19 protein-coding genes are annotated in these 20,553 nt (G+C 46.6%); 14 read left to right on the top strand and 5 right to left on the bottom strand.

Annotated features, from left to right (window positions below):
- Nucleotides 1-84: 84 nt before the first annotated feature.
- From miaB to secG, 5 genes are all read left to right on the top strand, one after another.
- On the top strand, nt 85-1,518 hold the full coding sequence (miaB, locus tag LZG94_RS13735) for a tRNA (N6-isopentenyl adenosine(37)-C2)-methylthiotransferase MiaB (protein ID WP_233792448.1): 1,434 nt from the start codon (nt 85-87) through the stop codon (nt 1,516-1,518).
- A 47-nt stretch (nt 1,519-1,565) separates the two neighbouring features.
- Nucleotides 1,566-2,861 carry a sigma-54-dependent Fis family transcriptional regulator gene (locus LZG94_RS13740; RefSeq protein ID WP_215232531.1) on the top strand — a complete coding sequence of 432 codons (1,296 nt, stop codon included), beginning with the start codon at nt 1,566-1,568 and terminating at the stop codon, nt 2,859-2,861.
- Nucleotides 2,845-3,405, top strand: a complete 561-nt coding sequence (lptE, locus tag LZG94_RS13745) for an LptE family protein (RefSeq protein WP_233792449.1) — start codon at nt 2,845-2,847, stop codon at nt 3,403-3,405. The genes LZG94_RS13740 and lptE overlap by 17 nt, the downstream gene beginning before the upstream one ends.
- A gap of 54 nt (nt 3,406-3,459) precedes the next feature.
- Nucleotides 3,460-4,110 (top strand): hypothetical protein, encoded by a 651-nt coding sequence (locus tag LZG94_RS13750; protein ID WP_233792450.1) that lies wholly within the window; start codon nt 3,460-3,462, stop codon nt 4,108-4,110.
- 86 nt (nt 4,111-4,196) lie between these two features.
- On the top strand, nt 4,197-4,583 hold the full coding sequence (gene secG, locus LZG94_RS13755; RefSeq protein WP_215232533.1) for a preprotein translocase subunit SecG: 387 nt from the start codon (nt 4,197-4,199) through the stop codon (nt 4,581-4,583).
- Nucleotides 4,584-4,650: 67 nt separating this feature from the next.
- Here the strand turns inward: secG and LZG94_RS13760 are convergent, their stop codons facing one another.
- The gene (locus LZG94_RS13760; RefSeq protein WP_233792451.1) at nt 4,651-5,358 is read right to left on the bottom strand and encodes a hypothetical protein; all 708 of its coding nucleotides are present in this window, start codon (nt 5,356-5,358) and stop codon (nt 4,651-4,653) included.
- 230 nt (nt 5,359-5,588) lie between these two features.
- Here LZG94_RS13760 and groES point away from each other — a divergent pair, with 230 nt between their 5' ends.
- Together groES and groL are read left to right on the top strand one after the other, a co-directional pair.
- Nucleotides 5,589-5,885: a co-chaperone GroES gene (gene groES, locus LZG94_RS13765; RefSeq protein ID WP_031526862.1), complete on the top strand. Its 297-nt coding sequence runs from the start codon at nt 5,589-5,591 to the stop codon at nt 5,883-5,885.
- A gap of 60 nt (nt 5,886-5,945) precedes the next feature.
- Entirely contained in the window at nt 5,946-7,577 is a 1,632-nt protein-coding gene (gene groL / locus LZG94_RS13770) for a chaperonin GroEL (protein ID WP_233792452.1), read from the top strand.
- A gap of 199 nt (nt 7,578-7,776) precedes the next feature.
- On the opposite strand, the gene LZG94_RS13775 is transcribed toward groL, so the two are convergent.
- Nucleotides 7,777-8,439 carry an ABC transporter ATP-binding protein gene (locus LZG94_RS13775; protein WP_233792453.1) on the bottom strand — a complete coding sequence of 221 codons (663 nt, stop codon included), beginning with the start codon at nt 8,437-8,439 and terminating at the stop codon, nt 7,777-7,779.
- A gap of 90 nt (nt 8,440-8,529) precedes the next feature.
- Here LZG94_RS13775 and sucC point away from each other — a divergent pair, with 90 nt between their 5' ends.
- Nucleotides 8,530-9,753 (top strand): ADP-forming succinate--CoA ligase subunit beta, encoded by a 1,224-nt coding sequence (gene sucC / locus LZG94_RS13780; RefSeq protein ID WP_215232537.1) that lies wholly within the window; start codon nt 8,530-8,532, stop codon nt 9,751-9,753.
- Nucleotides 9,754-9,974: 221 nt separating this feature from the next.
- Here the strand turns inward: sucC and LZG94_RS13785 are convergent, their stop codons facing one another.
- The 3 genes from LZG94_RS13785 to LZG94_RS13795 all read right to left on the bottom strand — a co-directional run bounded on the left by LZG94_RS13785 (nt 9,975) and on the right by LZG94_RS13795 (nt 13,419).
- The gene (locus LZG94_RS13785; protein ID WP_233792454.1) at nt 9,975-11,309 is read right to left on the bottom strand and encodes a GntP family permease; all 1,335 of its coding nucleotides are present in this window, start codon (nt 11,307-11,309) and stop codon (nt 9,975-9,977) included.
- A 12-nt stretch (nt 11,310-11,321) separates the two neighbouring features.
- Nucleotides 11,322-12,473: a S9 family peptidase gene (locus tag LZG94_RS13790; protein ID WP_233792455.1), complete on the bottom strand. Its 1,152-nt coding sequence runs from the start codon at nt 12,471-12,473 to the stop codon at nt 11,322-11,324.
- 70 nt (nt 12,474-12,543) lie between these two features.
- On the bottom strand, nt 12,544-13,419 hold the full coding sequence (locus LZG94_RS13795; RefSeq protein ID WP_233792456.1) for a diacylglycerol kinase family protein: 876 nt from the start codon (nt 13,417-13,419) through the stop codon (nt 12,544-12,546).
- Nucleotides 13,420-13,465: 46 nt separating this feature from the next.
- On the opposite strand from LZG94_RS13795, the gene LZG94_RS13800 reads away from it, so the two are divergent.
- The 6 genes from LZG94_RS13800 (at nt 13,466) to LZG94_RS13825 (ending at nt 20,379) form a co-directional block, all read left to right on the top strand.
- Nucleotides 13,466-14,500, top strand: a complete 1,035-nt coding sequence (locus tag LZG94_RS13800; protein ID WP_233792457.1) for an App1 family protein — start codon at nt 13,466-13,468, stop codon at nt 14,498-14,500.
- 52 nt (nt 14,501-14,552) lie between these two features.
- Nucleotides 14,553-15,713 carry a PLP-dependent aspartate aminotransferase family protein gene (locus LZG94_RS13805; RefSeq protein ID WP_233792458.1) on the top strand — a complete coding sequence of 387 codons (1,161 nt, stop codon included), beginning with the start codon at nt 14,553-14,555 and terminating at the stop codon, nt 15,711-15,713.
- 21 nt (nt 15,714-15,734) lie between these two features.
- The gene (locus LZG94_RS13810; protein WP_233793122.1) at nt 15,735-16,421 is read left to right on the top strand and encodes a response regulator transcription factor; all 687 of its coding nucleotides are present in this window, start codon (nt 15,735-15,737) and stop codon (nt 16,419-16,421) included.
- Nucleotides 16,422-16,430: 9 nt separating this feature from the next.
- Nucleotides 16,431-17,798: a cell wall metabolism sensor histidine kinase WalK gene (locus tag LZG94_RS13815; protein ID WP_233792459.1), complete on the top strand. Its 1,368-nt coding sequence runs from the start codon at nt 16,431-16,433 to the stop codon at nt 17,796-17,798.
- A gap of 200 nt (nt 17,799-17,998) precedes the next feature.
- The gene (locus tag LZG94_RS13820; protein WP_233792460.1) at nt 17,999-19,246 is read left to right on the top strand and encodes a TolC family protein; all 1,248 of its coding nucleotides are present in this window, start codon (nt 17,999-18,001) and stop codon (nt 19,244-19,246) included.
- Nucleotides 19,247-19,290: 44 nt separating this feature from the next.
- Nucleotides 19,291-20,379 (top strand): efflux RND transporter periplasmic adaptor subunit, encoded by a 1,089-nt coding sequence (locus LZG94_RS13825; RefSeq protein WP_233792461.1) that lies wholly within the window; start codon nt 19,291-19,293, stop codon nt 20,377-20,379.
- The last annotated feature ends 174 nt before the right edge of the window (nt 20,380-20,553 follow it).

Below are 20,553 nucleotides of genomic sequence, written 5' to 3' on the forward strand. Positions count from 1 at the left end.
ATTCTTTCGGTGTATTCAAAATGAACCCGAAATTGATCAAAGCTGCATTAACGCAGCAATTTTAAGTGCCTAAGAATCCTTCCGATGGAGCAGAAAATTGTCAGTTCACTAAAGATATTGACCGACGCAGATAAAGAGGCGTGTGAGACCGTGCGTGTTTCGGAAAACGAGCCTGCGATCGGCAAAAAGAGGCTTTTTATAGAAAGTTACGGCTGTCAGATGAATTTTTCAGACAGCGAAATTGTGGCCTCCGTCATGCGCGATGCAGGCTACGCGACTACTTCCGATGAGCAGAATGCAGATGTCATATTTTTGAATACCTGCGCGATCCGCGATAATGCGGAGCAGAAAGTACGGAACAGGTTGAGGCATTTGAATTTCTTGAAACTGAAAAAGCCGGGCATGCTGATCGGTGTCCTGGGCTGTATGGCGGAAAGGCTCAAAACACAGCTGCTGGAAGAAGAACAAATGGTTGATATCGTGACCGGCCCGGATGCTTACCGCGATCTGCCCAGACTGGTACAGGAAGCTGAAACCGGCCAAAAAGGCGTGAATGTATTTCTTTCCCGCGAAGAGACTTACGCGGACATTTCTCCGATCAGGCTGAATTCCAATGGCGTGACGGCGCTGGTTTCGATCATGCGCGGCTGCGACAATATGTGCAGCTTTTGCGTGGTACCGCTTACCCGCGGCCGGGAACGCAGCCGCGACCCGCATTCAATCGTAAAAGAATCCCGTGACCTTTTTGAACGCGGCTACCGGGAAGTGACCCTGCTGGGACAGAATGTGGATAGCTACAAATGGGAGAATAAAGTAAATTTTGCGCAGCTCCTGGAAATGGTCGCGCTGATTGACCCCGACCTGCGTGTGCGGTTCAGTACCTCGCACCCGAAAGATATTACTGACGAGGTTTTATATACCATTAAAAAATACGACAACATTTGCAACTACATCCATTTGCCTGCGCAGAGTGGCAATAGCAGGGTTTTGGAAATGATGAACCGGACTTACAACCGCGAATGGTACCTGGAAAGAATAGATAGCATTCGCCGGATCATCGGCGAGGATTGTGGTATTTCCCACGATCTGATCTCCGGTTTTTGCTCGGAAACAGAAGAAGAGCACCAGGATTCGATCTCGCTGCTGGAATATGTGCGCTTCGATTTCGGCTATATGTTCTCTTATTCGGAGCGGCCGGGTACACTGGCTGCGAAGAAATATGCAGATGATATTCCGGCGGATGTGAAGCAGCGGAGACTGGCGGAGATCATTGAAGTGCAGCAAAGGATTTCACTCGAAAGAAATCAACGATTGATCGGTACCGTGCAAAAAGTGCTGGTTGAGGGGACTTCGAAACGTTCTGAAAATGATTTTTCAGGAAGAATGGACCAGAATAAGCGGGTCATTTTTCCGCGCGAACATTATAAAATAGGTGATTACGTAAACGTACTGATCACGGAATGCACGGCAGCAACTCTTAAAGGAAAAGCATTGACAGAGGTTGAGGCTATTTTTTAAACCCTTAAACAGCTAAAAGCAGCGGCTGGTAGGATATCGCTATTTGAATGAACTCAACTGAAATACAAGCTATAAAGAACCGTTTCGGGATCATCGGAACTGCCCCCGGCCTCAACCACGCGATCAACGTGGCAGTGCAGGTAGCGGCAACGGACCTTACCGTGCTGATCACCGGCGAAAGCGGAAGTGGAAAGGAGTCATTTTCAAAAATCATACATAGTCTAAGCTCCCGCAAACACGGCCCATTCATCGCGATCAACTGCGGGGCTATTCCCGAAGGAACGATCGATTCGGAGTTGTTCGGTCACGAAAAAGGCGCATTTACCGGCGCACTTGATGCACGAAAAGGCTATTTTGAAACCACCAACTCCGGCACTATTTTTCTCGATGAAGTAGGTGAAATGCCGATCGGGACTCAATCCAGGCTCCTTAGGGTTTTAGAAAATGGTGAATATATCCGGGTGGGTTCTTCGAAGGTATTGAAAACGAATGTGCGTGTGGTTGCTGCGACGAATGTGAATCTCCTCGACGCGGTAAACCATGGAAAATTCAGGGAAGATTTATATTACCGGTTAAATACAGTACCTATTTACGTACCGCCGCTGCGCGATCGTGGAGAAGATATATTGCTGCTTTTCAGGAAGTTTACCAATGATTTTTCTGAAAGATACAGAACAAAGCCCGTGCGCCTCGACGGGGATTCGAAGGATGTATTGCTTCAATATGCATTTCCCGGAAATATCAGGCAGCTGAAAAACATCGCCGAGCAGATCACTATTCTGGAAACGGATAAGGAGTTGCCGATCAGTGTTGACACTTTGAACCACTACCTCAACCCGGTGCAGCCCGCGAGCCGGAAAGCGCTGGTCACATTGCGCAATGGAGAAGATTCTGCGAGCTCATTCTCGGAAAGGGAGTTACTGTATAAAGTGCTTTTCGATATGCGGCGGGATATGACCGAATTGAAAAAACTGGTCAGAAATGTGCTTGAAAATGAAAAATACGGCGGAGATATATTGAAAGATCACCAGGAACTATTCAGCTCGATCAATAATGCTGAGCCTCCGATGAATAACCCGACGATCGAACCTTCGCGGCTACTATCGCCCCCGCCTTCGAGAATGGTGGATTTGGACAGATATTCAGACGAGCGAAGTGAAATTGAAGATGTGGTGCACGTTTCGGCCGAGGAAGAATCGCTTTCATTGGAAGACAAAGAGAAAGAAATGATCATTAAGGCTTTGCGTAAAAATAATAACAAACGAAAGTATGCTGCGAATGCATTGGGCATTTCCGAAAGGACGTTATACAGAAAAATCAAGCAGTATGATATTGAAGAATAAAGTGGCTAAATGGGCTGATTATTTGAGTGACGTGCGTTTTAAGAAGTTTCTGATCATTTTACTGGTGCTGCACAGCTCGTTTTTTCTGTCAGGATGTGGCGTATATTCCTTCACAGGAACTAACCTCTCTCCGGATATCAAGACTTTCAGCGTGCTGAACTTTACCATGGGAACTGCGGGCGGGCCTTCGGATCTGCCGCAACGTTTGACAGAAGACCTGAAAGAATATTTTCAACGCAATACAAGTTTGACAAGTCAGCCGGGCGGTGGCGACCTGGTGCTTGAAGGTTCAGTTACCGGCTATGATGTGTTACCGGCTGCTCCTACTGCGAATGACCAGGCCGGACTTAACAGGCTGAATGTGACGATACAGGTTCGCTACACAAATGCAAAAGATGAAACCAAGAATTTTGACCAGTCTTTTACTTACTACGCGGATTTCCCTCAGGATCAAACGCTGAACCAGAATGAAGCGCGTCTTTTACCTACAATCCGTGAAAACCTGGTGCAGCAGATTTTCAATAAATCGGCTGCTGACTGGTAGTTGACCGCCGATTTTACTTAATTTCATCGCTTGAATCTAACTGAATAGCCGGGTATGGCAATTATTGAAAAGGAATCCTTCAACCGGCTTGTAAAACAACCTGCGCTTACGGGAAGTGAACTGATTGACGAACTTGAAGCTACGATCAAGACATTTCCTTACTTCCAGATCGCGCATTCACTGCTTGCAAAAGCGTCGGTAGGATCCGAAAAACTGGATGAAACCCGACCAAGAGCGGCGGTTTATGCACTAAGCAGAATTGCTCTTCAGCAATTGATTGAAAACAATACAGACCGCATTGAAACTGTTGCCGAAACGGCAGAAACAGAGCCGGTTGCGGAAACCATCGAGCCGCAAAACGGCGAAGATATCCTGATCAGCGACGTGGATCAGCAGGTTACCACACTCGCTTCCCAGAAATCGGAAGAACAAAAGCGGCAGCAGCTGATCATTCAGGGTTTTATGAAGAAAAACCCAAGGATCAATCGCCAGGACAACAATCTTGATCCGGTGGAGGTTGATCTGACCGGGCGGGTCGCCGAATCGTGGGAAGGAAGTATTGAGACCGAAGCATTTGCAAAAATTTTAGTCCGCCAGGGCAAAATCGAGAAAGCAATCGATATCTATCAGAAATTGATCTTGAAAAAACCGGAAAAAAGGAATTACTTTGCGAAAAAATTAAGCGAATTATATCACGCAAGTTGAGTTAATAAAGAGCGAAAGAATCATCAATCAATTTGCTCCTACATTAATTCAATCATTCAGTCATTCAATCATTAATTAAATAAAGCATGTATTTGGGTTTGATTATTCTCGTGGCGATCGTCGCAGTTTTATTGATTCTGGTAGTATTGGTTCAAAACTCAAAAGGCGGCGGACTTTCAAGTGAGTTTGCCGGTGCTGGCACTACACAAATGTTCGGTGTAAAGAAAACGACCGATTTATTGGAGCAAATCACCTGGGGACTTGCAAGTACTATTATCCTGATCTCGCTGGCTTCTTATATTATGGTAGGCGGCGACGACAATGGAGGCGGAATTAAAAGTGTCAATGTAGACAGAGCACAAAATGCGGTGGTACCTGGCGGCAATATTGCTCCGGCACCGGCACCTGCTGCTGGTCAGCAAGCGGCTCCGGCAGCAACTACACCAGCTGCCCCTGCGGATACTACGAAGTAAGAGATACTTAGTCAAAAAAGAGGTCACGATTTATATTGTGACCTCTTTTCGTTTGTATAAGCTAAGATCAGGCGATATTGATTTCTTTTAAAACCAGCTTTTTAGCAACCGGAAGCAGCGTTTCGTGCAGCGGATAATCGTATTTGGATTCAATAATGTAGGTGGCAGGATTGGGAAGCGACTTATCCTTTTTGGTAAGATCGACCTTGATCTGTGAAACTGTGTAACCTAATCCGATCCGCAGAGTTTCCAAAAACCTGGTATTCAGTATCCGCTCCTTCATTTCATCAAACAAAGCAACCTGATATTGAAATACACTCACCAGAGGCTGGAAAGCATGTAAAAATAGCAGGTACCCTTCCTGCAAGCGCAAAGGCACAATACCAACAGGCGAGATCGTCAGATTTTCCGCTACTTCCGAAAAACGCTCGGTACCCTGACCGATGGATTTCTCAAACCTGGGGATTGCAAAGTCAAGTATGTAATTCAGCTCTTCCATATACGGGTCGTCCTGGTGCGTTTCCTCGTACTGCAACTGCCAGCTTTGGAGGTCAATGCCCGTCAGGTTTTTCGGAAACGAAGTTTTAATCCGCATTTTGCTGGCACGTATATCGTTGCAGATATCAAAGTGAACACGCAGCTCGGGCAGGTGCGGATGCAGGCGGTGAAGGTCAAACTCTTTATTAATATGCTGCAAATACGCCATCAATACGTACTTTTTGTATTCAAAATCAAAAACCCCCTCGGTCAGCCAGTCTCTTTGCAGATTTGTCATAAGGTTCTAAAATTGATGCCGATAAAATTTAGTCATTTTGAAAACGCGAAGCAATTTTTTCGATGTACTGACAACTGAATAGCATTATAATCATATTGCCGCGAGGTTAGGTACAAATTTGTCACACTGCCCGGAAAAAATGTCAGAGCTCGGCCTGCTGGCATAGATTGTGCTTACTGGTTACCAGTCAAGACAATTACTGACAATCAAAAAACAAACGTTTAATATTTATGTCAACTTTAGCAGAAATACAAGTGAACGTACAACCTCTGGCTGACCGTGTTCTTGTAGAACCAGCCCCAGCCGAAGAAAAAACTGCATTTGGTATCATTATCCCTGATACTGCAAAAGAAAAGCCACAACGCGGAACAGTAGTTGCGGTTGGTCCAGGTAAAAAAGATGAGCCTCTTACAGTGAAAGTGGGTGATACCGTTTTGTATGGTAAATACTCCGGTACTGAGTTAGCATATGAAGGAAAAGATATCCTGATTATGCGCGAATCAGACATTTACGCCATTATTGGTTAATTGTCTGACAATTAATATTCATTAAGTTTCTCTAAAAGTTATTTCAAATTATTAACTGTTATGTCTAAGAAAATATTTTTTGACACAGAAGCACGCGACAAGATCAAGAAGGGCGTGGACACATTGGCTGACGCCGTAAAAGTTACATTGGGACCCCGCGGTCGTAACGTTGTAATTGACAAAAAATTCGGTTCTCCAAGCATCACCAAAGATGGTGTTACTGTTGCAAAAGAAATTGACCTGAAAGATCCTATCGAAAACATGGGAGCTCAGTTGGTGAAGGAAGTTGCTTCTAAAACTGCTGACTCTGCGGGTGACGGTACTACAACTGCAACTGTTCTGGCACAAGCGATCTACTCGATCGGTGTTAAAAACGTAGCAGCTGGCGCTAACCCAATGGATTTGAAACGTGGTATTGACAAAGCTGTTCAAATCATCGTTAGAGATCTTGAAGCACAGAAAAAACCAATCACAACTTCAAAAGAGATCGCTCAGGTTGCTACAATCTCAGCAAATCACGACGAAGAGATCGGTCAGATGATCGCTGAGGCGATGGAGAAAGTGGGTAAAGAAGGTGTGATCACTGTGGAAGAAGCGCGTGGTACTGAAACGGAAGTTAAAACCGTAGAAGGTATGCAGTTTGACCGTGGTTACCTGTCTCCATATTTTGTAACTAATACAGAGAAAATGGAAGCTGATTTAGAGCGTCCATATATCCTGATTTCTGAGAAAAAAGTTTCTTCCATGAAAGAGCTTCTTCCTGTATTGGAAGCAGTAGCTCAAACTGGTCGTCCTTTGCTTATTTTGGCAGAAGATGTTGACGGAGAAGCACTTGCAACATTGGTAGTAAATAAAATCCGCGGTGCATTGAAAGTAGCTGCTGTTAAAGCTCCTGGTTTCGGTGACCGTCGTAAAGCAATGCTTGAAGATATCGCAGTAATCACCGGCGGTCAGGTTATCAGCGAAGAGCGCGGTTTCAAATTGGAAAACGTTACTTTGGATTACCTGGGTACTTGCGAAAAAGCGATTATCGACAAAGACAATACAACTTTGGTAAATGGTGCAGGTAACTCTGAGGATATTCAGGGCCGTGTAAACCAAATCAAAGCGCAGATCGAAAATACCACTTCGGATTACGATCGCGAAAAACTTCAGGAACGTCTGGCTAAATTGTCAGGTGGTGTAGCTATCCTTTATATCGGAGCTGCAACTGAGGTTGAAATGAAAGAGAAAAAAGACCGTGTTGACGATGCATTGCACGCAACCCGCGCTGCTGTTGAAGAAGGAATCGTAGCGGGTGGTGGTGTAGCTTACATCCGTGCAACTGCTGCGCTGGAAGGAGTTGAAGGTTCTAACGAAGACGAAAAAACCGGTATCAATATCATCCGCGTTGCTTTGGAAGCTCCTTTGAGAACAATCGTTTCTAACTCAGGTCAGGAACCTTCGGTTGTTGTTCAGAAAGTGAAAGAAGGAACCGGCGCTTACGGTTACAATGCGAAAGACAATGTATATACAGACCTTTTGGAAGCTGGTATCATTGATCCTAAGAAAGTATCCCGTTTGGCTCTTGAAAACGCAGCATCTATCGCAGGTTTGTTGTTGACAACAGAATGTGTAATTGCTGACGAACCAGAAGACGCTCCTGCTGGCGGTGGCCACAGCCACGGCGGCGGAATGGGTGGAATGATGTAATTCCAAAAGCATTCTTGCTAGTAAAGAAAAACCGTCGGGATTACCCGGCGGTTTTTTTTACTAGCAACCAAAAATCAAAATATCCGCTTAAAACTTTCAAACGGCTATTTACTTACTCAACGTTATGAAAAACATACTCCTTTAGACGCACGTCCATTGGTTCGGTCACATATTTGAGTAAGATTTTTTTTAGAAATTTTCATGAGAGCATTTTTCCGTCTTGCATAACAAGGCGGCGATCGGCCATTCCGGCGAGCTCTTCATTATGGGTGACGATAATAAACGTCTGCCCGATATCATCCCGTAACTTAAAAAACAGCTGATGCAGGTCGAGGGCCGTATGCGAATCCAGGTTACCGCTGGGCTCGTCGGCCAATACGATTGCAGGCTTATTCAATAACGCGCGTGCAACTGCGACGCGTTGCTGCTCGCCACCCGAAAGCTGGGAAGGCAAGTGATCCATTCGTCCCGCAAGACCCAGCAGATCAAGCAATTCCTTCCCTCTCGTAATAATATCCTTTTCACTTATCTGACCATTTATATAGCCGGGCATGCACACATTTTCAAGTGCGGTAAACTCAGCGAGCAGGTTATGAAATTGAAAAATAAACCCAATTTTCTCGTTCCTGAACCGGGCCAGATCCTTGTCTTTTTGTCCGAAAACATTGACACCGTCGATAATCACCTGTCCTTCTTCCGGCCGGTCCAATGTGCCCAGAATATGCAAAAATGTGCTTTTACCAGCACCGGAAGGGCCAACTATCGCCACCACTTCTCCACTTGTGACTTCCAGATCAATTCCCTTCAAAACCTGTAAAGAACCATATGTACGCCTAATCCCATTTGCCTGAAGTAAATTCATGATCTGATTGAAGATAATTGAGCGTATTCCTTCGCCCGTTTTGATTAATTCCTTAATTTGCCGTGAAAATACCAATTTACTTTTATACTCATGAATATTCACGAATATCAAGGCAAAAGCGTTCTTAAAAAATACGGTGTGCGTATTCAGGAAGGCCTTGTAGCCGACACTCCTGACAAGGCAGTGGAAGTAGCTCGCGAGCTAAGCCAGCAGACGGGCACCAAATGGTATGTTGTAAAATCCCAAATTCATGCCGGTGGCCGCGGAAAAGGCCGCATCGTTGGTACCGAACAACGTGGCGTGGCGCTTGCCAAATCAGTAGAAGATGTAAGAACTATCTCCAACAATATTCTGGGTAAAGTATTGGTGACCCACCAGACTGGTCCCGAGGGAAAACGCGTAAACAAAGTATTGATCGCCGAAGACGTTTATTATCCAGGCGCCAGCGAGCCGAAAGAATACTATCTGTCGATCCTTCTGGACCGTGGCAGAAACTGCAACGTGATCATGGCCAGCACCGAAGGCGGTATGGACATTGAAGAAGTTGCAGAGCATACTCCTGAAAAAATCATGAAGGAATGGATCGATCCAAAAGTTGGATTGCAGCCGTTTCAGGCACGTAAAGTAGCTTTCGCTCTTGGATTAGAAGGCGACGCTTTCAAAGAAATGGTGAAATTCATCACCTCGCTTTACAAAGCTTATATAGAAAGTGATTCAGCGATGTTCGAAATCAACCCGGTTTTGAAAACATCTGACAATAAGATATTAGCAGTTGATGCGAAGGTTGATCTGGACGATAACGCATTGTACCGTCACCCTGAGCTTGCTGAAATGCGCGATACCAACGAAGAAGATCCTTTGGAAGTAGAAGCAGGTGCAAATAACCTGAACTACGTGAAACTGGACGGAAACGTAGGTTGTATGGTAAATGGTGCCGGACTTGCAATGGCAACAATGGACCTTATCAAGCTTTCTGGTGGCGAGCCCGCTAACTTCCTCGATGTTGGAGGTGGCGCGAATGCACGTACCGTTGAAGCAGGTTTCCGTATTATCCTGAAAGACCCGAATGTAAAAGCGATCCTGATCAATATATTCGGTGGTATCGTACGTTGCGACCGCGTTGCTGCTGGTGTGGTGGAAGCTTACAAAGCAATTGGCGAAATTCCTGTTCCAATTATCGTTCGTCTGCAAGGAACCAACGCAGAAGAAGGCGCAAGGATTATCAACGAATCAGGTTTGAAAGTACAGTCTGCGATCGAATTCAAAGAAGCAGCAGCGAAGGTTTCGGAAGTTTTGGCCGAGCTGGGCGTATAAGCAAAAATAAATATTCAAAATATCAATAGCCGGGGAGTTAACTCCCTGGCTATTGATGGTTAAGGACGGAAATGTCACCCTTTTTTTGTCACCCTGAGCGGAGTCGAAGGAGGCGTTACTAATCAAGCAGTACCGTCCCCTTCGACTCCGCTCAGGGTGACAAGTTTTAACTCTATTCAGGATGACAAGCTATTAAATGCCTCTGGGTTTTCCGATGTATTTTACCCTAAAATCCAATACAAAACCATCACCGCAGCGAAACTCACAATTCCCTGCAATCCCGTCAGAATCGTGTGGGTACGGTAAGTATCCTTGGCAGAAATCCCTGTGAACTGCGATACAACCCAAAACCAGGCGTCATTCGTGTGCGATACTACCATTGCCCCACTTCCTACTGCCATAACTACCAATGTAATTTGCACAGGTGTTACGAACCCGAGCGAGGCCAGCAAGGGAGCCAGAATGCTGGTTGTCAGCACCATGGAAGAAGTAGTCGAACCTTGTGCTGTTTTGAAAAAGAGCGCGATTGCAAATGCGATCAACAGCAGGTAACCGCCCGACATTTCGTTGTTCAGCAGCCACACACTCACCATTTCCTTCAAAGGTGTTTCCTTTAAAATAGCCCCGAAAGCGCCGCCGGCACCTACTAATACGAGTGTTGTACCGCAATGCTCGATACCACTTTTGAAACATTCCATCATGCGTTCAGCTGCGGATTCGGCAAATAATGAATAGCTGAAAAAGATCGCCAACAGGAACGAGACGAGCGGGCTGCCTAAGAAACCCAGCCATTTAATCCAAACTTCCGGAAAATCGAGAATTCGGGCAAAGGAGGCAAGTGTAATTAATAAAATAGGAAGAACAATAGGCATAAATGCTTTCCAGGCCGGCGGGAGGAGAGTTTCCGGGACCATAACCGGCTCTTCAACCGCTGCGTCTGACACGATTACAACATTCCGCGCGTACTTTCCTGCAAACCAGGTCGATAGAAAAAGGCTTGGAATAGAAACGACCAAACCGATCAATATCACCAGCCCCACCGAATCAGCAATGCCAAGATTACCCGCAGCCGACAATGGACCCGGAGTAGGCGGCACCAATGTGTGGGTAGCAAATAATCCTCCGGAAAGGGAAAGTGCCACGGTCGCCAGCGGCTGTCCCGTTCTTTTAGCAACAATCTGATTGAGTTTGTGTAAAATGATAAAACCTGAATCGCAGAAAACAGGTATCCCCACAATTCCACCGATCACCGACATAGCAAATGCAGGACGCTTTTCGCCAAATAGCTTCAATATTACATCCGCCACTTTAATCGCCGCGCCCGATTTATCCAGAATAGCGCCGATCACGCAGCCTAATATCACCATCAGACCGATTTTCGACATTAATTCCCCAAAACCTTTCCCAATCGTTTCGGCCAATTTGTCAATAGGAAGCCCCGCAAAAACGCCTACGCCGATCGCCGCGAGCAGCAAACCCACGAGCGGGTGCATTTTGAAAACAGTGGAACTGAGTACGATGAAGACAATTGCAGCGAAAACGATAATGATGATCATGAACGAAAACTGTTACAAAAGTCCCATAACAGCTGCGTCGCCCATCACCGCATTGGCTGGCCGTGGGTGCGCTTCATTGAAAACTTCGAGTTCTTTTTGAGTTAGAACTTTTGCCGGCTCCTCGTCGATTTTTCCGGATGCATCAGAAACCGCTTTCAGGTCGAGTTTCAGATGTTTCGCCATGAAAGCATACATCGCATTGCGCTTCGAGGGGCCGAAGTCGTGCTTTTCGTCTGGCAGGTGAACAGCTTCCAGTTGGTCCGTTTTTCCATACAAACTGTAAATACTTTTGACAAAAGGATATTCGACCTCGGGAGTATTTTTGGTCCAGTCACCTCCGTCCGAGATCATGATCATCGGCCGGGGAGCTGCCAGTGCGGCTATTTCCACATTATTGGTCTGGTAATCGCCTTTTTTATGAATCGGCATACCACTTTCGCACACACATCCTCCGAAAAAATAACTCGAAACCATCACGACCGGCACGGATACCTTGATCCGATCGTCCAGTGCCGCTAACAGGAAAGTCTGTGTACCGCCACCCGATTCGCCTGTAACTGCTACGCGCTCAGGATCAACACCGGGAATAGAAAGAAGGTAATCCAGCGAGCTAATGCTATTGATCGTCTGCAATTTGAGCGCTTTCGGCATCTTATGTTCGCATTGCTTAGCATCGCCCTGCCCTACCATATCCCAAACGAATACGATCGCGCCCATTCTGGCAAGAGTAGCGCAGCGTTTTTGGGTTTGCTCGCGAAAACGTCCGTGCGGGTTTTCGCCGTGCCCGTGCGGACTGAGAATAGCGGCGTAAGATTTCTGTTCTTTGAGTGGTTTGTACAGGTTACCAGTAACATAAATGCCCGGCAGACTCTCAAAAGCAACACTTTCTATCGAGTAACCGTCCATTTCCTTCCGGCTGTGGACGATCTGCTTTGAAGTTGGTTTTGGTGGCAAAGTTTGCAGGTCCATTCCTTCGCGGATCTGCTTTCTGATCTGCGCCGCGCGGGTTTCCCACGCTACTTTCGAAGTTACCTTACGTTTTTCCAGAAACTCCTTTCCCTGCTGCTCGGTAAAATAAGCACCCTGGCAAAGCTCAACAGCCTGTCCGGCACTTTTAAAATGACAAAAAAGCAAACCGGATATCAAGAGAAAAACAGCCTTCATTTTGTAGAGTGGTAAAGAGTTATAGGTTTTGACAAAAAAGCCCTATTGGCGGAGAACTACTGGTTTGGCATTACAACACCGCCACCTTAATATACTTCTCCAAAATATGCGCCTCGACTTTCGTCACCATTCCTTTATATTCTCCGTCGATCTGAAAATGCGCCTCTTTGTCCAAACATTCAATCACAGCATTTTTGACTGAAATAACCCGCATGATCTCGGGATTGAAATCTGTATTGCCGGCCAGGATCTTGGCTGTTTCAATAAAATCAAGCTTTTTGGCAATTACCAGTTCGAAAAATCCGTCGGCCATATCTCCCGCCGGATTTATCGTAACGCCGGTTCCGTATTTCTGGGCATTTGCAATGATCACGATCAATGCATCTGTCTCGATCACTTCATTATCCACCGTGATCTTCGCCAGGAAATTTTCGTGCTCGCTCAGCGTTTTCAGCATTTCCCGCGCATACCCCAACTTTCCCCGCGTCTCGCTGTTTTCATAGTTTTTGACCAATAATGCATTTAACCCTAAGTCGCTCAAATGCAAGCTGATATCGCCGTTGATCGAAACTGCGTCCATATGCATGATCTTCTCACCAAATGCAACTTCAATTGCCTGCTCCAGAGAACCTGACAGACCAAAATCTACCGAAAGTCCATTGGCCGACCCGGCGGGAATAATACCCATAGTCACGTCGGAACCGTACGCAGCCTGCGCTACCAGCGATATTGTCCCGTCGCCGCCTGCTACCAGTATCCGCTCAGGTTTCAGTGTGGTCACCATCTCCCGGATCGTTTCGAGGTCGTGCTCGCCTGTGGTGGAGTAAATACGCAGGTCATATCCGTCCTGGCCCGTTTTTTCTATCACTCTTTCAAAAATAACATCCTTGTTGACATCTCCGGAGATCGGATTAACAACCAGCAAAACTTTTCGTTCTGAAAACATATTGGCTAAATTAGGGACCTGAAGTCTAAGTGGGTTAAAGATAAGTATGAAACGTTGTGACTTGAAGCTGTATCGCGGTTATGCGAATAAAAAGGAACTGGTTGTATTTGGGCATATTGTCAAAAAATATCCTTCGGGTGATCGTAAGTACACACGTAGCGGCTTTCGGTACGCGAGAACGATCATAGAATTGTTCTCTGTTAAACCTGTTCCATTCCTTAAAGTTTTCCTCAAAGTCGGTAACGTAACGGCTGAAACGACCGCCGAGGCAGACGGTTATTTCCGTTTCCAGGTTCCGCTGACCGAAACTTTGCCCAGCGGCTGGCACACCTATGAAGTAACTGTGGACGATGAGGTGAACGGAAAAAAATACCACGCTGTAAGCACCGAGGAATTCTTTCTACCCTACAAAACGTCCTACGGACTGATTTCCGACATTGACGATACTTTCCTGATTTCCCACAGCCGCCGCTCGTTTCGAAAACTATTTGTGCTGCTGGCCCGCAATGTACAGGCCAGAAAGCCTTTCGACGACGTGGTAAAACACTACCGGCTGCTTTCCTTTGCCAGCCGGACGCACCCGCAAAAAGAGAGCAACATTTTTTTCTATGTATCGAGCAGTGAGTGGAACCTGTATGATATGATCGTCAGGTTTGCAGAATTGAACGGGCTGCCCAAGGCGATATTGAAATTAAAAAAAATCAAGTCCGGGCTGGACGATTTTGTAATGACTGGCGGCGGCTCCCATTTGCACAAGCTTCGGAAGATCCATAATATCATTAATTTTTATCCCGAACTGCAATTCATATTGCTCGGCGACGATTCTCAGAAAGATCCTGAGATTTATGAAGAAATTTGCAGGACTTTCCCTTCCAATATCCGCGCAGTTTATATTCGGCAAACGCGTAAGCGGCCAAAGCCTGAGGCTACGGTGCTTTTAAAAAATATACAGGAGCTAGGGGTGGATACCTGCTACTTTGCACACAGCAATAAAGCAATTATCCATTCGCTCGAACAGGGGATCGTATTTGAAGCGCCCGCCGAGGCTATTGCCGAGATCGTTCCCAAAGATATCCTGTGATTTCGTAAGCGAATATCCCTTTTGCCAACACATTAAGATTAACCCCGTATTAATGGAAATTTCCCATATACTGAACGAGCTGGGCGAAGATAGGAGCCTGTATTTCAATGCTGTATCTCCACCGATCGTGCAGTCCAGCAATTTCGTTTTCGACACTTTTGAAGATTTAAGGAGAGCATTCGAAAACGAAGATTCTGCCTATTTATATTCCAGAGGAAAAAATCCTACCATTGAAATTCTGCGCAAAAAACTGGCGGCGCTCGACGGCGCGGAAGATGCACTCGTTTTTAACAGCGGAGCGTCGGCTATTTTTGCTTCCGTTCTGGCAAATGTCGGTGCCGGAGACCATATTATTTCGGTGGACAAACCTTACAGCTGGGCCTGGCGAATGTTTGATAATATGCTGCCGCGGTTCAATGTCTCGACTACCTACATTGACGGTACCAGGATCGAAAATTTCGAGAAAGCAATTTTACCCAATACCCGCATTATATACCTGGAATGCCCCAATTCCAATACTTTTGAAATGCAGGACCTCGAAGCTGTGGCCCGGCTGGCTAAGGAGCGCGGCATTATCACTATCGTCGATAACAGCTATTCTACACCTTTACACCAAAAACCCATTTCGCTCGGTATTGACCTTAGCCTGCAATCGGCGACGAAATACCTCGGCGGTCACAGTGACACAGTGGCGGGCGTTTTGACGGGCAGAAAGGATATGCTGCAAAAGATATTCAACGAGCAGCTTTTGAATAACGGTTCCGGTATTTCGCCTTTCAATGCGTGGTTGATCCTGCGCGGGCTGCGCACATTGCCGGTTCGGTTGCAGCACATTACCAAAACGACCGAAAAGGTAATTGGTTTTCTAAAAAATCATCCGAAGATCGAGCGCGTTATCTTTCCATTTGATGAAAATTTCCCGCAGATAGAATTGGCTAGAAAGCAGCTATCTGGCGCCTGCGGCTTACTTACGATTGTTTTGAAGGCTGATTCGCACGAAGCGATCGAGCGGTTTACCTATTCCTTGAAACATTTTCTGGTAGCAGTTTCCTGGGGCGGGCACGAGTCGCTGATATTGCCGCAGGCGGCCGGTATTGCTCCCGAAAATTTTGATCCGACCGTCGAAAAACACAGAATGGCGCGGATGTACCTGGGTTTGGAAGATGCAGATTACCTGATCCAGGACCTGGAACAGGCACTTACCGTGTTATAGCGGCTCACTTTTTCAAGCATGATGAAAAAAATATTGATAGTAGAAGACGACCGCAGAATTGCCCAGAATATATTCCGCGGTCTCGCTGCCGAGCAGTTTGAAACCGAAATCGCTTACGACGGAATCACCGGCAAGCAACTTGCGCTGGATAAAAAATTCGATCTCGTTTTGCTGGATGTGAATTTGCCGGGAATGCGCGGATATGAGGTTTGCCAACAGATCCGGATTTACAAACCTGCGCTGCCCATTATCATGCTCACTGCTTATGGGGAGATTGAAGATAAAGTGGAAGGTCTGAATCGAGGCGCAGACGATTATATTGTTAAACCATTCGATTTTAGGGAGTTGCTGGCAAGAATCAATGCGGCACTCCGGATATCAGAAATCAATAATCCCGAATCAACTGACAAAACCCTGCGTATCGCCGACCTGGAAATGAACCTTGGAACCAAACAGGTAAAACGCGCCGGGAATCCTATTGAGCTGACGGCCAAAGAATTTGCATTGCTGGAATACTTCATGCAGCACCGGGGGCGGGTCGTTTCCAAAATGGACCTGGCCGAGCACGTGTGGCACCTTAACTTCGATCCCGGAACCAATGTAGTGGAAGTGTATATCAATTATTTACGTAAAAAAGTAGACAAGGACTTTGCCGTAAAACTGATCCACACGCGCCCTGGAATGGGGTATGTTATGAGAGAGGAATAATTAATGGATATGAAAATAAAGGAACGTATCGCTCTGCAATTCACGCTTTTGGTAGCGGCGATACTGCTTTTGTTTTCACTTGCTATTTACAGTGTATCAGAACATTACAGACAGGAAGAATTTTATGATCGTCTGAAAAGCCGCGCTGAAACTACCTGCCGGCTGCTCGTGAAAGTGCAGGGGATTGACAAACATTTACTGAAAGCGATCGACCAGAATACCCTTTCCGAAATGCTCGATGAGAAGGTTCTGATTTTCGACAGCCAGAATGAAATGGTCTATTCCAGCGTCGACGATAAGCTGCTTACTTACCAGGCTTCGCTGCTCGACGAAGTACGAAAGGAAAGGTATATCGAATATCATCAGGGTGAAAATGAGGTGATAGGCTTGCTGTATCAGGATGAAAGCGAGCCGCTGGTGGTACTGGCCTCGGCTTACGATACTTTTGGACATAGTAAACTGACCAATCTAAAACATACCCTCGGATGGGGTTTGTTGGCAGGTATTGCTGTCACGATCGGGCTGGGGATCTATTTCGCGGGCAATGCACTGCGGCCGATCAGCCGGATCAACGAACAGGTTTCACTTATTACGGCTCAAAATCTTTCTCAAAAACTCGACGAGGGCGATCGAAAGGATGAGATCGCGCAGCTGGCAATCAATTTCAATACAGTGCTCGCGCGGCTGAACAATGCATTTGAGCAACAAAAAAGCTTTGTCTCCCACGCTTCCCACGAGCTGCGCACGCCGCTGGCTGCATTGAAGTCCGAGATCCAGCTTGGGCAGCGATTTACCAAAAATAACACCGAGCTGGAAGAGGTGTTCGGTAACCTGTTTTCGGATACCGAGCGGCTGATCAGCATCACGAATAGTCTGCTTTTCCTCGCCCGCTCTTACGAGAACTCCACGAATTTTAAAATGACCACGATCCACATTGAAGATCTGGTTTTTGTGGCGAAAGATGAACTGCTCACCTCCCACCCTGCCTACCGCGTGGATATTGATTATGAGCGCATTCCGGAAAACGGTAATGAAACCGTTGTAAAAGGAAATGAAGAACTGTTGAAACGGGTTCTTGTGAATCTGCTTGATAACGCGTGTAAATATTCCAGCGATCAGCACGCCAGTATCATTATTTCCACTGACCCGAAATTCTGTACGGTTAAAGTGAGGGATAACGGGATCGGGATCAGTGAAAACGACCTGCCGCATATTTTCGACCCATTTTTCCGGGCCACGCAAGCTGCCGACCAACCGGGTTTTGGAATCGGCCTTTCAATCTGTCAGCGCATTATCGAGCTGCACCACGGCACTATCTCGGTTACGAGCGAAATGGGTGTTGGAAGTGAGTTTAAAGTGCAATTGGAGCATGTTTGACCTCCTTTCCCTGCATTCTGCTCCCCTTCCCCCTGCCCCCTGAAGGGGGTTCTTCGTTGCTACTGGTTAGGGCGGGCGCATTGTAAAGTCCCCTCCCAGGGGATTTAGGGGTAAAGGGTACTTCTAATTTTTTTCTAACTTCGTTTTAAGCCTCCTATAATACTGCTACCCGAATATCGCATCATTCTAAAACAGAAATCATGCGAATCTACATTTTCGGGCTGTTCGTTTCCCTTGCACACACTTTACACGCACAGGACACGCTCCGACTTTCCACCAGGCAGGCTGACAGCCTTTTTCTCCAAAACAATCTCGAATTACTTGCTGAAAAATACCAGATCGATATTGCCAAGTCGATCGAGATACAGGATAGGCTCTGGAATAATCCGACGTTTGGTGTTGAGGTAAGTGCCTATAATCCCTCCCGGGGCGCATTTGATGTGGGCAAAAATGGACAAAAAGCGTTTACGATTTCACAAATGATCACCCGCGCCGGCAAGCGTAACAAGCAGGTGGCGCTGGATGTGGAATCGACGCGCAAGAGTGAATACCAGTTTTATGATTTGATCCGCACACTGAAATTCGAGCTGCGCGAGATTTTCTTCGAATCCTATTACCTGGAACAGACGGTTGCATTGTATGACAATCAAATTAATACCCTAACTACGACGGTAGCCGCGTTTCAGAAGGAATATGAGCGCAAAAATATTTCGCTGAAAGAGGTTGTCCGCCTGAAAGCATTGCTATTCCAGCTCTCTAACAACCGGGCCGATATTCTCTTTGAAATACAGGAAAACCAGCGCGACCTGCGCACGCTCATAAATACCGACCGGCCCGTAAAACCGACCGTGGACAGTTCGGATATCCGGCGTTACCAGCTCGCCAGATACACACCTTCGACACTGATAGACAGAGCATTACAGAGCCGCGCCGACCTGAAAGTAGCCCAGTCGCAAACCAAAGAGGCGGAACTCAATTATACCCTTCAAAAAGCGCTCGCGGTACCCGACATCGAGATCGGGGCAGTGTACGATCAGGCGAGTAATTATGTCAATCACTATTTTGGTGTGAATGCGTCCATTTCTCTTCCTTTTTTCAATAGAAACCAGGGAAATATCAGGGCTGCGAAAACAAATATCAGCTACTACAAAACGGCCGAAAACGCGCGGCAGAACAGCATCGGCAACCAGGTGGACGCTGCAATCGAGAAAGTGAACATTGCTGAAAAGGCTTATCAGAGCGTTGAAAACCAGTTTACAGATCAGTTCCAGCTGTTGAGTACCGGCATTTACGACAACTTCCAGAAAAGAAATATAACCCTCCTCGAATTCATCGATTTTATCGAAACCTACAACGAAAGCATCCAAGAATATAACCGGTTGCAGGCCGATCGCATTAAGGTTTACGAAGAGCTGAACTACGTGGTCGGCGAGGAGCTATTCAACTGATTTTCAACGATTATCACTTACCGGCGGCATCGCCATTTCATGTTATGACGAAGGATATAATTTATGCAGCCGCATTTGCAGTCGCCGGGCTCAGTCTGGCAGCTTGCGAGAAGAAGGAGCATATGGAGGAATCGAAAGCATTTATGCTGTCGGATACCATGATGAGCCGTATTACACTCGATACGGTTCGCACGGAGGCGGTGCGCAACGAACTCACGCTCGTGGGAAAAGTAGTGCCTGACGAAAACCAGGTGATCAAGATATATCCGCTGGTGGGTGGTAATGTAGAAGAAGTGGATGTGGAGTTGGGCGATAATGTGCGGAAAGGTCAGAAGCTGGCGGTGATCCGGTCGGGAGAAGTGGCTGATTTTGAGCGACAAATGATCCAGGCTCAATCTGATTTGCTTGTGGCGCAAAAGAATCTGTCTTCAACCGAAGATCTTTTTGAAAGTAAGCTGGTACCCGAGCGCGACGTGATTTCTGCCCGCCAGATGGTGGATAAAGCGCAGGCGGAGCTGAACAGAGTGAAGGAAATTTTCTCCATTTATGGTTTGGGTAAATCTACCAATTACACGGTAAAGTCGCCGATCAATGGTTTTATTATTGATAAAAATGTCAACCGCGGCATGCAGCTCCGGTCAGACAATAGCGAAAGTCTTTTTACAGTCGGCCAGATCGCCGATGTGTGGGTGATGGCGAATGTGAATGAAAGTGATATTCCGAGAATTAAGCTCGGAATGGCGGCCGCAGTGCGTACAATCAGCTTTTCCGACGAGGTATTCAAAGGAAAAGTAGACAAAATATACAACGTCCTCGACCCGGATACCAAGGCAATGAAGATCCGCATTCAGCTGCAAAATGTGGGCTTTAAACTAAAACCTGAAATGCACGCGACCGTGAGCCTCAACTTCGAGGAAGGCAGTGAAATGCAGGCTATCCCCTCGCAAGCGATCATTTTTGACCGGAGCAAGAACTGGGTGATGGTATACCACAGCCGCTCGAAAATCGAAACCCGTCCGGTAGATGTTTACCGCTCCCTCGCCAACCGGACCTACATCAAATCCGGACTCGAACCGGGAGAAACCGTCATCTCGAAAAATCAGCTGCTCGTGTACGACGCGTTGAATGATTGAAAGGGAGGAAGGAGGAAAGGGAGGATGGAGGAAGGGGAAGGGAAAGAAAGCTACGCTACGCTTACCTTCTCCATTCCTACCTTCCTCCATTCTCCCTCCTCCCTTTCCTCCCTTTCCTCCCAATTCACTCATTCACTCATTCACTCATTCACTCATTCACTCATTCATCCACTC

It is taken from the genome of Dyadobacter sp. CY343, assembly GCF_021390335.1.
Taxonomy (GTDB): domain Bacteria; phylum Bacteroidota; class Bacteroidia; order Cytophagales; family Spirosomataceae; genus Dyadobacter.